We start from the raw sequence: 13,338 nt of genomic DNA, 5'->3' as shown, positions 1-13,338 counted from the left end.
CCCATCGCTGGAGGTCCATCGTGGTCTATCGTTCCCCCCGCCCGCCGTCCGACCTCGCCGCCGACGCGGCCGAGTTCCGCGAGCCCGCGTTCCGGGACGCCCTCGTCGCCGGCGTGGCGATGGTGTCGCACGCCGACGGCGCCCCGTCGCCGGCCGAGCGCAGCCGCTTCCTGTCGCTGCTGGAGGAGGATCCGGCCCTCGCCACCTTCGACCGCGCGGCCGTGCTCGACGACCTCGCCGTCCACGAGGGCAACTACCGCTTCGACGTCGAGGTCGGCACCCTGATGGCGCGCGACAAACTCGTCCGCATCGCCGGCCGCACGCGGCTCTGCGCGGCGCTGGTCCGCATCTGCCGCGCCGTGATCCCGGCCGACGGCGTCATCCACCCGGCCGAGCACCGCGCTCTGGCCGAGATCCGCTCCGTCCTCGGCGTCACGGCGCGGCCGGTGGTGTTCGGCGCCTACGGGGCTTCGGCCTATGTCGCGGCCCCGGTCCGGCAGACCGCGGCGGAGTGAGGCTCAGGTCCCCCTGACCTGCCGCCACGCCCAGACGCCGAACACGCCGACGAGCGCCAGCGCCAGCCCGAACCACGTCAGCGCGTATTGGAGGTGGCTGTTGGGGAAGTCGAGCACGGTCTCGCCGCCCTGCGGCAGGCCGCCCGGCGCCTGGCCGGCGTCCTCGTCGACGACGAAGGGCGCGGCGTCGTCAATCCCGTAGACCTTCGCGACCGCGCCGGGGTCGGCGGTGAACCACTGGTTCTTCGCCGTGTCGTCGGCGGGGGTGAAGCCGTTGCGCTCCTGCGGCGAGCGCATCAGCCCGGTGACGGTCACCGGCCCCCGCACCTGACCGGCCGCGCGCGTCGCGGGGTCGAGCCGCTCGTTCGGCACGAAGCCGCGGTTCACGATCACGGTGCCGCCGGAGGCGAGGTGGAGCGGCGTCAGAACGACGTCGCCGACGCCGTGGAACGGCCCGCGCGCGCTGACCAGCGGCCGGTAGACGTGCACCTCTTCGGCGTGGTCGAAGGTGCCGGTGGCCGACACGCGGCGGTATTCGTAGTCGGCGGGCTTCAGCGCCGCCCAGTCGGCGCGCGGGGGCAGGGGGACGGGGGGCGCCACCGTGCGCTCCTCGACGGTGCGGATCAGGGCCTCCTTCCAGGCGAGGCGGTGCAACTGCCACACGCCGAGGGAGACCAGCCCGGCCGCCACGGCGAGCGCCACGACGGCGGGCGGGATCAGGCTCGCCCAGCGCGCGGGCGGGCGCCCCGCCGCCGCGGGCGTCACCGGGCGATGCGGCCCTGCTCGGCCTTGTTGCGGTACTGCAGGCCGATGATCAGGCCCTTGATGGGGCGCAGCGTCCCCAGGCACAGGAGCAGCACCAGCGGCAGGAGGATGAGCATCAGCAGCCATATCGGAGGCTCGTAAGCGGCGTCGACGACCAGCGCCAGCCCCACCACCACGATCAGCGCCGCGAAGGACACGAAGAAGGCCGGCCCGTCCCCGGCGTCGGCGAAGCGGAAGTCGAGCCCGCAGGCGTCGCAGCGCTCGGCGACGTCGAGGAAGCCGCGGAACAGCCGGCCGCGGCCGCAGCGCGGGCAGCGGCCCCGGAGGCCGGCGGAACCGGGGGACGCGGATGGGTGGTCGGCGGGCACCATGGCGAGCGGCCTCTCAAACGGCGGAGGGCGGCCCTTCGGCCGCCCCGTCGTCCTTCCGGCGTCCCGGTCAGCCCGCGGCGCCGGTGGTGGGCACGCCCCAGGAGCCCCAGACGTAGATGGCCACGAACAGGAACAGCCACACCACGTCGACGAAGTGCCAGTACCAGGCCGCGAACTCGAAACCGAGGTGGCGGCGCGGGGTGTACTGCCCCGCCTTGGCCCGCATCAGGCAGATCGCCAGGAAGACGGTGCCGATGACGACGTGGAAGCCGTGGAAGCCCGTCGCCATGAAGAAGGTCGAGCCGTAGATGTTGTTGTGGAAGGCGAAGGGCGCGTCGCTGTACTCGTAGGCCTGCACGCTGGTGAACAGCAGCCCGAGCAGCACGGTGAGGACCAGCGCGAAGGTGACCGAGCGCTTGTCGCCGAGCAGCATGGAATGGTGCGCCCAGGTGATGGTGGTGCCGGAGGTCAGCAGGATCAGCGTGTTGAACAGCGGCAGATGGAAGGCGTCGATGGTGGAGACGCCCTTCGGCGGCCAGTGCCCGCCGGTGAAGTCCGTGCGCAGGAACTGCTGGGCGAAGTTGGGGAACAGGCTGACGTCGAAATAGGCCCAGAACCAGGCCACGAAGAACATCACCTCGGAGGCGATGAACAGGATCATGCCGTAGCGCAGGGAGATCTGCACCACGCGGGTGTGGTCGCCCTGCTTCGACTCGCGGATGACGTCGCTCCACCAGGACAGCATGGTGTAGAGCACGCCGAGCATCCCGGCGCCGAACACGTAGGGGCCGATCGGCGCCCCGAGGATCGGCATGTGCTTCATCCAGGCGATGCCGCCGATCGCCATCACGAAGGCGCTGAGCGAGCCCACGAAGGGCCAGGGGCTGAGCGGCAGGATGTGATAGTCGTGGTTCGGCTTGGCGTGTCCGTCGGCCATCGTGGTTCCTCTCGGGGGCGGGCGGACGGATCCGCCGCGTCGGTCTGGCGCCGACGTCGATCGGCCGGCATGTTACGCGTGCGGCGTCACCGCGGCAACGACCTCTCCGCCGTCATCGCGAGCGCAGCGAAGCGATCCAGCCTCGGGGAGCCGCGCCCGGCGTCGCGGCGGGCGGGACGCGGTCTGGATCGCTTCGCTGCGCTCGCGATGACGGTGTCAGAGTCTCGGCGGCGCGGAAACGGCCGCCGCCGCAGCCTTGGCCGGCTTGGCGGCGAAGAACGTGTAGCTCAGCGTCAGGCTGTCGACGTCCTTCATGGTCGGGTCCGCTTCGAGCTTGGGGTCGAGGAAGAACACCACGGGCAGCTCGGCCGTCTCGTCCGGGCCGAGGTGCTGCTCGTCGAAGCAGAAGCAGGCGATCTTATCGAAGTAGAAGCCGCCGATGTCCGGCGTGATGTTGTACTGCGCCCGGGCGGCGGTGTCGCGCGGCGCCGTATTGCGCACGCGGAAGAACACCGTCACGGTCTGGCCCGTGCGGACCGCCATCTCGGGCGTCTCGGGCTCGAAGCGCCAGGGCAGACCCGGCGCCACGTTGGCGTCGAAGCGCACGTTGAGGGTCCGCGCGCCCCGCGACGTCGCCGCGGCCGTCGCGACCTGCGGCGTGCCGCCGTAGCCGGTGGCCCGGCAGAACACGCGGTAGAGCGGCACCGCCGCATAGGCGAGCCCCAGCATCACGGCCACCATGCCCAGCACCGCCAGGGCGGTGCGGCGGTGGTGGGCGGCGTTCGGGATGGCGTTGGGGTCGGCCAAAGCATCCGCCTCCGTCAGAGGGCCCGGTCGCCGACGTGGCCGCCGAGCTTGGCGATGGTCAGCGCGTAGACCAGCACCACCAGCAGCGCGATGGCGACGCCGATCGCCATGTTGCGGGCGCGCCGGCTGCGCTGCTGCGCGGGCGACAGCACCAGCCCGTCGCGGTCGTCCGGAAGCCGCACCGGCACGTCAGAGCCCGAGGTGCGACGCGAGGGCCAGCCCCCGCTCGGCCAGCAGCACGGCGAACAGCAGGAACAGGTACAGGATCGAGAAGGCGAACAGGTTCTTCGCGGCCTTGTCGGCCTCCGGCCCGACGCGGACGCTGTAGCAGCGCCACGCCAGCAGCAGCATGACGGCGCCGGTGGCGGCCGCGACCACGCCGTAGACCGGGCCGGCCAGCCCCGTGAACCAGGGTGCCACGCCGAGCGGCGCCAGCACGAGCGTGTAGAGGAGGATCTCCACCCGCGTGCGCGCCGTGCCCTTGACGTTGGGCATCATGGGGATGCCGGCCTTGGCGTAGTCCTCGGACTTCAGCAGCGCCAGCGCCCAGAAATGCGGGGGCGTCCACATGAAGATGATGAGGAACAGGATGACGCTGTCGACCGTGACCGAGTTGGTCACGATGGAATAGCCGATCATCGGGGGCAGGGCGCCGGCGGCGCCGCCGATCACGATGTTCTGCGGCGTCGCCCGCTTCAGCCACACCGTGTAGACCAGCGAGTAGAACACGATGGTGAAGGCGAGCAGCGCCGCCGACAGCCAGTTCGCCGCGATGCCGATCAGCATCACGGAGAAGACAGACAGCACGATGCCGAAGGCGTAGGCCTCGCCCGAGGTGACGCGGCCCGTGGGGATCGGGCGGCCGGCGGTGCGCTTCATCACGCCGTCGATGTCGGCCTCGTAGGCCATGTTGAGCGCCCCCGAGGCGCCGGCGCCGACGGCGGTGGCGAGCAGCGACACCAGCGCCACGACGGGGTTGACGTGGCCCGGCGCCACCACCAGCCCCGCCGCGGCCGTGAAGATCACCAGCGACATCACGCGGGGCTTCAACAGCTCCCAATAGTCGCCCGGCAGGGCGAGCGACCCGGCGAAGGCGGCGTCAGCGCGGCCGGCCGGCTCGGTCATCATGGTCATGCGATCGACGATCCGTTCTGCACTCAACGGCTCAGCTCAAGCCGAGCCTCCCGAAAGCGTTCAGGGCGGCCCCGGGGGGCCGCCCTGTCCTCATGTCAGTGGTCCGCGCCCGTGATGCGAGGCAGCGTCTCGAACTGGTGGAAGGGCGGCGGCGACGACAGCGTCCATTCCAGGGTCGTGGCGCCGGGGCCCCACGGGTTGTCGCCGGCGACGCGCTTCTTGGCGAAGGCCTCGGCGACGATGAACAGGAACAGCGAGATCGAGGCGACCGACAGGATGGCGCCGACCGACGACACCTGGTTCCACAGCGAATAGGCTTCCGGATAGTCGACGTAGCGGCGCGGCATGCCGGCCAGGCCGAGGAAGTGCTGCGGGAAGAAGGTCACGTTCACGCCGACGAACATGATCCAGAAATGGATCTGCCCGAGCCGCTCGTTGTACATGTAGCCCGACATCTTCGGGAACCAGTAGTAGAACCCGGCGAACAGGGCGAAGACGGCGCCGAGCGACAGCACGTAGTGGAAGTGCGCCACGACGTAGTAGGTCTCGTGCAGGGCGCGGTCGACGCCGGCGTTGGCCAGCACGACGCCGGTCACGCCGCCGACCGTGAACAGGAAGATGAAGCCCACCGCCCACAGCATGGGGGTGCGGAACGCGATGGAGCCGCCCCACATGGTGGCGATCCAGGAGAAGATCTTGATGCCGGTCGGCACGGCGATCACCAACGTCGCGAAGACGAAGTAGCGCTGCGTGTCGAGCGACATGCCCACCGTGTACATGTGGTGGGCCCAGACCACGAAGCCGACCACGCCGATCGCCACCATGGCATAGGCCATGCCGAGGTAGCCGAAGACGGGCTTCCGCGAGAAGGTCGACACGATGTGGCTGACGATGCCGAAGGCCGGCAGGATCAGGATGTAGACCTCGGGGTGGCCGAAGAACCAGAACAGGTGCTGGAACAGCAGCGGGTCGCCGCCGTTCGCGGGGTCGAAGAAGGCCGTGCCGAAATTGCGGTCCGTCAGCAGCATCGTGATGGCGCCGGCCAGCACGGGCAGCGACAGCACGAGCAGGAAGGCGGTGACCAGCACCGACCAGGCGAAGAGCGGCATCTTGTGCAGCGTCATGCCGGGGGCGCGCATGTTGAAGATGGTGGTGATGAAGTTGATCGCGCCGAGGATCGACGACACGCCGGCGAGGTGCAGAGACAGGATCACGAAGTCCATCGCCGGGCCGGGATGGCCCACGTTGCCCGACAGCGGCGGATACATCACCCAGCCGCCGCCGAAGCCCTCCATGCCGGGTGCGCCCTCCATGTGCATGGAGATCATCAGCAGCAGGAACGAGAAGGGCAGCAGCCAGAACGAGATGTTGTTCATGCGCGGGAACGCCATGTCGGGCGCGCCGATCATGATGGGCACGAACCAGTTGCCGAAGCCGCCGATCAGCGCCGGCATGACCATGAAGAAGATCATGATCAAGCCGTGCATGGTGATGTGCACGTTGTAGAGGTTCTTGCCGGCGTCCACCATGGTGGACGCATCGGCCTGCCCGACCCACTCGGCCATGTGGCCCATGAAGTGCCAGTTCGGGTTCATGAGCTGGATGCGGATCATCAGGCTCATGACGGCGCCGACCGTCCCCGCGAAGACCGCGAAGAACAGGTACAGCGTGCCGATGTCCTTGTGGTTGGTGGAGAACAGGTAGCGGCGCCAGCCGTGCGGCAGGGCGTGGTCGTCGCCGTGGGCGGCGGTCGCGGTCGTGGCCATGATGGTCTGTCGCTCCGTCGGGATCAGCGCTGGAGGGTGTCGGCCGCGCCGGCCGTGGACGCGTCGGCGAGATGCACCGTCTGCCCGCCGTTCTGCGCGTATTTCTTCTTGGCGTCCTGGAGCCACGCCTCGTAGGCGGGCTGGCTCACAACCCGGATGGCGATGGGCATGTAGGCGTGGTCCTTGCCGCAGAGCTTGGAGCACTGGCCGTAATAGACGCCCTCGCGGTCGGCGCGGAACCAGGTGGAGTTGAGCCGCCCCGGCACGGCGTCGATGCGGACGCCGAGCGACTGCACGATGAAGCCGTGGATCACGTCGGCGCCGGTCACGTTGACCTGGATGTTCTTGTTCACCGGCACCACGGCCTCGTTGTCGACCGACAGGAGGTTGATGAAGTCCGGCACGGTCTTGGCGTCCTTCTCCTCGACGCGGGTCGAGTCGAAGCCGAAGCCGCCGTCCTGGTCCTTCGGGTAGTCGTAGGACCAGTACCACTGCTTGCCGGTGGCCTTGATGGTGATGTCGGGCTTGGGAAGTTCGAGCTGCTTGGTCAGCAGGCGGAACGAGGGGATGGCGATCACGACGAGGATCAGCACCGGCACGATGGTCCAGGCCACCTCCAGCATCGCGTGATGCGTGGTCTTCGACGGCACCGGGTTGGCGCGCTCGTTGAAGCGGAAGATGCAGATGCCGAGCAGCACCAGCACGAACAGGCTGATGACCGTGATGATGGGGAACAGCAGGTTGTCGTAGAAGCCGTGGATGTCGCGGGCGATGTCGGTGACGCCGACCTGGAAGCCGATCTGGCCCGGCAGGGGATGGCCGACGCCGTCCTCGGCGCGGGCGGCGCCCGCCGCGAGGAGCATCGGCAGGGCCGCCGCGCGGGCCCGCAACCGTCCGAACTGTGGCATCGATCCGCCGCTCCCGTTGGCCGCGCCCGATACGATGCCGGGGCGGCTCGCGCGCCCCCGCCGCTCGCCTCCCGCGGCGGACCCGCGGCCGGATCAAAACCACATCGGCGGTGGGCGCGCAACCGCCGGGCGTCGCCCGCGCTGCGTCATAGGGTCGGGGGAGGTTCCCTGCGCGGCCCGGCGGCGCGGGCGGTCCGGCCCGCGGCGATGCTGCATCGCGCAAAGCGCTTGGGGCCCGGCGCGAGGCGCGCTAGCCTGTCGGCAAAACAGCGACAACCCCCGATCGAGCCCGTCCATGCAGACCCGCTTCGCCCCCGCCCAGCTCGCCGACGCGCAGACCCGCGAGTCCGAGAAGATCCTGCGCACCTGCGTGCATTGCGGCTTCTGCACCGCGACATGCCCGACCTACCTGCTGCTCGGCGACGAACTCGACAGCCCCCGCGGCCGCATCTACCTCATCAAGGACATGCTGGAGGGCGGCAAGCCCGCCACCGCCGAGGTCGTGAAACACGTCGACCGCTGCCTGTCCTGCCTGTCCTGCATGACGACCTGCCCGTCGGGCGTGCATTACATGCACCTCGTCGACCACGCCCGCGCCCACATCGACCAGACCTACGAGCGGCCGAAGGCCGACAAGGCCCTGCGGGACCTCTACGCCCGCGTGCTGCCGCACCGGGGCCGCTTCCGGGCGGCCCTGATGGCGGCGCGGCTCGGCCGCCCCTTCGGGAGCCTGATGGGCCGCGTGCCGGGGATCGGGGCGCGGCTCGCGGCGAGCCTCAAGCTGTCGCCGACGAAGCCGCTGCCCAAGGCGAAGTACCGGCCCGGCGACACGGTGCGGCCCGACGCCGGGCCGCGGCGCGGGCGCGTGGCGATCCTGACCGGCTGCGCCCAGCAGGTGCTGCGCCCCACCATCAACGAATCCGCCATCCGCCTGCTCGGCCGGCACGGGATCGAGGTGGTGCTGCCGAAGGGCGAGGGCTGCTGCGGCGCCCTCGTCCACCACATGGGCCGCGAGCACGACGCGGCAGCCTACGCCAAGGCCAACATCGACGCCTGGACGCGCGAGATCGAGGGCGAGGGGCTCGACGCCATCCTGATCACCACGTCGGGCTGCGGCACCACCGTGAAGGACTACGGCTTCATGCTGCGCGAGGACCCGGCCTACGCGGCCAAGGCCGCGCGCGTCGCGGCACTGGCCAAGGACGTGACGGAATACCTCGGCACGCTCACCCTCGACGCCCCGGTGCGGACCCTCAAGGGGCCGCTGGCCTATCACTCCGCCTGCTCGATGCAGCACGGGCAGAAGATCACCGACCTGCCGAAGCGGCTGCTCAAGGAGGCGGGCTTCGCGGTGAGCGACGTGCCGGAAGGGCACATCTGCTGCGGATCGGCCGGCACCTACAACCTATTACAGCCGCAAATCGCGGACGATTTGCGGGCCCGGAAGGTCGCCAACATCCGCAAGGTCGCCCCCGTGGCGGTGGCGGCCGGCAACATCGGCTGCATGACGCAGATCGGCATCGGCACCGAGATCCCGGTGGTGCACACGGTGGAGCTGCTCGACTGGTCGCGCGGCGGCCCCGCCCCCCACGGCTGGGATATCCCCGACGCGCTCGTGGTGAAGCCGGAGGTGGCGAAGCCGGCCGTGAGCCCGCTCGCGGCGGCGCTGGGGTGAGGCCCGGAGACCCGGTCGAACACTTCTCCGGTGTCGTCCCGGCTCAAGGCCGGGACGACCGTTCGGAGAGGGAGGCGATCGCTTGAAAACCCGCTCCGGGGCTCCGCCCCGCGCCCCGCCGAAGGGCGAGCCCTCCGGAATCCCGGATCAGCCCTTGCCGAACGTCTCGTCGAAGCTGTAGCCGGCGCCGCGCACCGTGCGGATCGGGTCGCGCTCGCGGCCGCGCGACAGCGACTTGCGCAGCCGCCCCACGTGCACGTCCACCGTGCGCTCGTCGATCTCCACCGCCTGGCCCCACACGCCGTCGAGCAGCTGGGAGCGCGAGAACACCCGGCCGGGGCGCTCCATCAGGTAGTCGAGCAGGCGGAACTCCGTCGGCCCGAGGTGGATGTCGCGCACGCCGCGGCGCACCCGGCGCGTCTCGCGGTCGAGGTCGAGGTCGCCGGCGGACAGGCGGCTCGCCACCCGCTCGGGCCGCGAGCGGCGCAGGAGCGAGCGCACCCGCGCCATCAGCTCCGGCACCGAGAAGGGCTTCACCACGTAGTCGTCGGCCCCCACCGACAGGCCGCGCACCCGCTCGGCCTCCTCGCCCCGCGCCGTCAGCATGATGACCGGCAGGGTGCGGGTCGCCTCGCGGGCGCGCAGGCGGCGGCAGATCTCCAGCCCCGACACGCCGGGCAGCATCCAGTCGAGGATCACGAGGTCGGGCACGGCCTCGCCCAGCCGGAGCTCGGCCTCGTCGCCGCGCTCGGCCCGCTCCACCGAGAAGCCTTCGGCCTCGAGGTTGTAGGACAGCAGCGTGCCCAGCGCCTGCTCGTCCTCGACGACCAGGATGTGGGGCGCGGTGCCGCCGCCCGTCGCCCGCACGGGGGCGCTGCGCATCACGTTCATGGCTCGCGCTCCCCGCTCAGGGCGCCTCGGGCGCCAGGCTCGCGCCGGGCCGCGTCTTCGGCCGGTCGAGCGGCATGGTGCCGCCGGTGACGAGGTAGAACACCGTTTCGGCGATGTTGGTGGTGTGGTCGCCGACGCGCTCGATGTTCTTCGAGCAGAACAGCAGGTGCGTGCAGAACGAGATGTTGCGCGGGTCCTCCATCATGTGGGTGAGGAGGTCGCGGAAGATCGAGTTCTCCAGCGCGTCGAGCTCGGCGTCGCGCGTCCACACCGCCTGGGCGCGCTCGACGTCGCGCTCGGCGTAGGCGTCGAGCACGTCCTTGAGCTGGTTGGCGGCGAGCTCGTTCATGTGCCGCAGGCCCACCACGGCGCGCGGCACGCGCTGCTCGCCCGCGATCAGGATGGCCCGTTTGGCGATGTTCTTGGCGAGGTCGCCGACGCGCTCGAGGTCGCCCGACACGCGGATCGCCGCCACGATCTCGCGCAGGTCGACCGCCATCGGCTGGCGCTTGGCGATGGTCATGATGGAGGCGGATTCGACGTCCCGCTGCAGGAGGTCGAGCCGCGCGTCGGCGCTCACCACCGCCTGCGCGAGCTCCGTGTCGAGGTCCGACAGCGCGTCCATGGCGTCAGACAGCATCTTCTCGGCGATGCCGCCCATCTCGGCGATCTTGCGGCCGAGGGATTCGAGTTCCTGGTCGTAGGAGGTGACGGTGTGCTGGGCCATGGATCGCGTCTCCTCAGCCGAACCGGCCGGTGATGTACTGCTGGGTCTGCTTCTGCGACGGCGAGGTGAAGATGTGCTGGGTGTCGCCGAACTCGATCAGCTCGCCGAGGTACATGAAGGCCGTGTAGTCCGAGCAGCGGGCCGCCTGCTGCATGTTGTGGGTCACGATGGCGATCGTGTACTGGCCCTTCAGCTCGTCGATCAGCTCCTCGACGCGGGCGGTCGAGATCGGGTCGAGCGCCGAGCAGGGCTCGTCGAGCAGGATCACGTCGGGCTTCAGCGCCACCGTGCGGGCGATGCACAGCCGCTGCTGCTGGCCGCCCGACAGGGACAGGCCGCTGGCCGACAGCTTGTCCTTCACCTCGGGCCACAGGGCCGCCCCCTTCAGCGCCGTCTCGACGCGGCCGTCGAGCTCCGACTTCGACACCTTCTCGTAGAGCCGGATGCCGAACGCGATGTTCTCGTAGATCGACATGGGGAAGGGCGTCGGCTTCTGGAACACCATGCCGATGCGGGCGCGCAGGAGGTTGAGGTCGGTCTTGGGGTCGAGGATGTTCTCGCCGTCGAGCAGCACCTGCCCCTCGGCGCGCTGGCGCGGGTACAGGTCGTACATGCGGTTCAGCACGCGCAGCAGCGTGGACTTGCCGCAGCCCGAGGGGCCGATGAAGGCCGTGACCTTGTTGGCCTCGAGGTTGAGCGACACGCCCTTGATGGCCATGCTGTCGCCGTAGAAAAACTTGAGGTCGCGCACGGCGACCTTGTTGGTGCGGTCCGCACCGCTGCGGTCCTGCGCGGCCGGGCGGGAGGGGGCGTCCGTGGCGAGGGTCATTTCGCTGTCCTTGTGGAACCGAGCGAGCGGGCCGCGATGCTCAGCAGCAGCACGGTGGCGGTGATGATGAGGGCGCCCGTCCAGGCGAGCTGCTGCCAGTCCTTGTAGGGGCTGAGCGCGAACTGGAAGATCACGGTCGGCAGGCTGGCGGTGGGCTGGTTGAGGTCGGTGTTCCAGAACTGGTTGTTCAACGCCGTGAACAGCAGCGGCGCCGTCTCGCCCGAGATGCGCGCGAAGGCGAGCAGCAGCCCCGTGACGATGCCGGGCCGCGCCGCCGCGTAGGCGACCTTCCACACCACGTGCGAGCGCGGAAGGCCCATGGCGGAGGCGGCCTCGCGCAGCGTGTTCGGCACCAGCAGCAGCATGTCCTCGGTCGTGCGGGCCACGACGGGGATGACCAGCATGGCGAGGGCCAGCGCGCCGGCGACGCCCGAGAAGTGGCCGAGCCGCGTCACCACCACCTCGTAGACGAAGAGGCCGATGATGATGGACGGCGCGGACAGCAGGATGTCGTTGAGGAAGCGCACGACGATCGTGAGCTTCGAGTAGCGGCCGTGCTCGGCCATGTAGGTCCCGGCCAGGAGCCCGATCGGCGCGCCGATGAGGAGGCCCAGCACGGTCATCACCACGGAGCCGTAGATGGCGTTGAGCAGCCCGCCCGCGGAGCCGGGCGGCGGCGTCATCTCCGTGAACACGGAGGGCTTCAGCCCCGCGATGCCGTTCCACAGCAGCGCCGCCAGGATGAACACCAGGGCGACCAGACCCAGCGCGGCGGCGCCGAAGCTGAGGCCCAGGAAGACCGCGTTGCTGGTCCGCCGCTTCTTCGAATAGCTCGGCATCTGCGGCTCAGGCTCCGGCGCGGCGCTGGATGCGCAACAGCATGTATCGGGCGATTGCCAGCACGATGAAGGTGATGACGAAGAGGATGAGGCCGAGCTCGATCAGCGACGAGGTGTAGAGGTCGCCCACGGCCTCGGTGAACTCGTTGGCGATGGCGGCCGAGATGGTGGTGCCGGGCAGCAGGATCGAGGCCGAGATCTTGTGCGCGTTGCCGATCACGAAGGTGACCGCCATAGTTTCGCCGAGCGCGCGGCCGAGCGCCAGCATGACGCCGCCGATGACGCCCGTGCGCGAGAAGGGGATGACGACGTTGCGCATCACCTCCCAGGTGGTGCAGCCGAGCCCGTAGCCCGCCTCCTTCAGCACCGGCGGCACGGTCAGGAACACGTCGCGCGACACCGACGAGATGAAGGGCAGCACCATGATGCCGAGGATGAGGCCGGCGGTGAGCACGCCGATGCCGTAGGGCGGCCCCTGGAACAGCGCGCCGAACACGGGGATCGGCCCCAGCACCGCGATCAGCGCCGGCTCGACGGTGCTCTGCAGGAAGGGCGCGAAGACGAACAGGCCCCAGATGCCGTAGATGATGGAAGGGATGCCGGCCAGCAGCTCGATCGCCATGCCGATGGGCTTGCGCAGGCCGAAGGGGCAGAGCTCGGTCAGGAAGATGGCGATGCCGATCCCCACGGGGATCGCGATCGCCATGGCGATGAGGGAGGTGACGATCGTGCCGTAGATGGCGCCGAGCGCGCCGTAGACGTCGTCGTTGGGGTTCCAGGTCTGCGTGACGAGGAAGCGCCAGCCGAAGGCGTTGAAGGCCGGCAGCGAGCCGACGACCAGCGACACGAGGACGCCGCCGAGCAGCACCAGCACCAGGATCGCGGCGCCGAGCGTCAGGCCGGCGAAGATCGAATCCACCGTGCGGAAGCGCGACAGCACGGCGGCGCGCCCCGCGTCGATCCTGCGGGCGACGGGCCGGTCCTGCAGCGTGATGTCGGCCATGGAGGGTCCTCGAGAAGGCTGTGGGTGCCCTCGCCGCTCATCCCCGCGGAGGCGGGGATCCAGCGCGAAGAGCCGGCCGCAGGCCGACCATCCTGCCCCGAGCAGTCCGGTCAGGCCCACGCGAGGGACGGCGGCCTGCGGCCGACATCCTGCGCCGGGTCCCCGCCGCCG

The 13,338-nt window shown here is 70.2% G+C and carries 15 protein-coding genes; 2 read left to right on the top strand and 13 right to left on the bottom strand.

Going from position 1 to position 13,338, the window contains the following annotated elements:
- Nucleotides 1-20 precede the first annotated feature (20 nt).
- The gene (locus L7N97_RS30145; protein WP_237477342.1) at nt 21-515 is read left to right on the top strand and encodes a tellurite resistance TerB family protein; all 495 of its coding nucleotides are present in this window, start codon (nt 21-23) and stop codon (nt 513-515) included.
- Between the two features lie 3 nt (nt 516-518).
- On the opposite strand, the gene L7N97_RS05520 is transcribed toward L7N97_RS30145, so the two are convergent.
- The 8 genes from L7N97_RS05520 to coxB form a co-directional block, all read right to left on the bottom strand.
- Nucleotides 519-1,280, bottom strand: a complete 762-nt coding sequence (locus L7N97_RS05520) for an SURF1 family protein (protein WP_237477341.1) — start codon at nt 1,278-1,280, stop codon at nt 519-521.
- A complete protein-coding gene (locus L7N97_RS05515) occupies nt 1,277-1,651 on the bottom strand; it encodes a DUF983 domain-containing protein (protein ID WP_237477340.1) in 375 nt (124 codons plus the stop codon). The genes L7N97_RS05520 and L7N97_RS05515 overlap by 4 nt, the downstream gene beginning before the upstream one ends.
- A 67-nt stretch (nt 1,652-1,718) precedes the next feature.
- Complete coding sequence (locus L7N97_RS05510) at nt 1,719-2,588, bottom strand: cytochrome c oxidase subunit 3 (RefSeq protein ID WP_237477339.1); 870 nt, start codon at nt 2,586-2,588, stop codon at nt 1,719-1,721.
- Between the two features lie 216 nt (nt 2,589-2,804).
- Nucleotides 2,805-3,395 carry a cytochrome c oxidase assembly protein gene (locus tag L7N97_RS05505; RefSeq protein WP_237477338.1) on the bottom strand — a complete coding sequence of 197 codons (591 nt, stop codon included), beginning with the start codon at nt 3,393-3,395 and terminating at the stop codon, nt 2,805-2,807.
- A gap of 14 nt (nt 3,396-3,409) precedes the next feature.
- Nucleotides 3,410-3,577: a hypothetical protein gene (locus L7N97_RS05500; protein WP_237477337.1), complete on the bottom strand. Its 168-nt coding sequence runs from the start codon at nt 3,575-3,577 to the stop codon at nt 3,410-3,412.
- 7 nt (nt 3,578-3,584) lie between these two features.
- Nucleotides 3,585-4,529, bottom strand: a complete 945-nt coding sequence (locus tag L7N97_RS05495) for a heme o synthase (protein WP_428980961.1) — start codon at nt 4,527-4,529, stop codon at nt 3,585-3,587.
- Between the two features lie 95 nt (nt 4,530-4,624).
- On the bottom strand, nt 4,625-6,295 hold the full coding sequence (gene ctaD, locus L7N97_RS05490; RefSeq protein WP_237477336.1) for a cytochrome c oxidase subunit I: 1,671 nt from the start codon (nt 6,293-6,295) through the stop codon (nt 4,625-4,627).
- 23 nt (nt 6,296-6,318) lie between these two features.
- Entirely contained in the window at nt 6,319-7,203 is an 885-nt protein-coding gene (gene coxB / locus L7N97_RS05485; protein ID WP_237477335.1) for a cytochrome c oxidase subunit II, read from the bottom strand.
- A 295-nt stretch (nt 7,204-7,498) separates the two neighbouring features.
- Between coxB and glcF the strand changes: the two genes are divergently transcribed.
- A complete protein-coding gene (glcF, locus tag L7N97_RS05480; protein ID WP_237477334.1) occupies nt 7,499-8,878 on the top strand; it encodes a glycolate oxidase subunit GlcF in 1,380 nt (459 codons plus the stop codon).
- A gap of 147 nt (nt 8,879-9,025) precedes the next feature.
- On the opposite strand, the gene phoB is transcribed toward glcF, so the two are convergent.
- The 5 genes from phoB to pstC are packed head-to-tail and all read right to left on the bottom strand — an operon-like array spanning nt 9,026 to nt 13,167.
- Nucleotides 9,026-9,769, bottom strand: coding sequence for a phosphate regulon transcriptional regulator PhoB (gene phoB, locus L7N97_RS05475; protein ID WP_237477333.1), 744 nt, complete (start codon nt 9,767-9,769; stop codon nt 9,026-9,028).
- 16 nt (nt 9,770-9,785) lie between these two features.
- On the bottom strand, nt 9,786-10,496 hold the full coding sequence (phoU, locus tag L7N97_RS05470; protein ID WP_237477332.1) for a phosphate signaling complex protein PhoU: 711 nt from the start codon (nt 10,494-10,496) through the stop codon (nt 9,786-9,788).
- A 13-nt stretch (nt 10,497-10,509) separates the two neighbouring features.
- Complete coding sequence (pstB, locus tag L7N97_RS05465; RefSeq protein WP_237477331.1) at nt 10,510-11,325, bottom strand: phosphate ABC transporter ATP-binding protein PstB; 816 nt, start codon at nt 11,323-11,325, stop codon at nt 10,510-10,512.
- Nucleotides 11,322-12,164, bottom strand: coding sequence for a phosphate ABC transporter permease PstA (gene pstA, locus L7N97_RS05460; RefSeq protein ID WP_237477330.1), 843 nt, complete (start codon nt 12,162-12,164; stop codon nt 11,322-11,324). Before pstA ends, pstB begins: the two co-directional genes overlap by 4 nt.
- Nucleotides 12,165-12,171: 7 nt before the next feature.
- A complete protein-coding gene (pstC, locus tag L7N97_RS05455; RefSeq protein WP_237477329.1) occupies nt 12,172-13,167 on the bottom strand; it encodes a phosphate ABC transporter permease subunit PstC in 996 nt (331 codons plus the stop codon).
- Between the last annotated feature and the right edge of the window lie 171 nt (nt 13,168-13,338).

The sequence above is a fragment of the Lichenibacterium dinghuense genome (assembly GCF_021730615.1).
Classification (GTDB): Bacteria; Pseudomonadota; Alphaproteobacteria; order Rhizobiales; family Beijerinckiaceae; genus Lichenihabitans; species Lichenihabitans dinghuensis.
The sequence above is the reverse complement of the archived record's forward strand: the minus strand, read 5'-3'. Positions and strand labels throughout refer to the sequence as shown.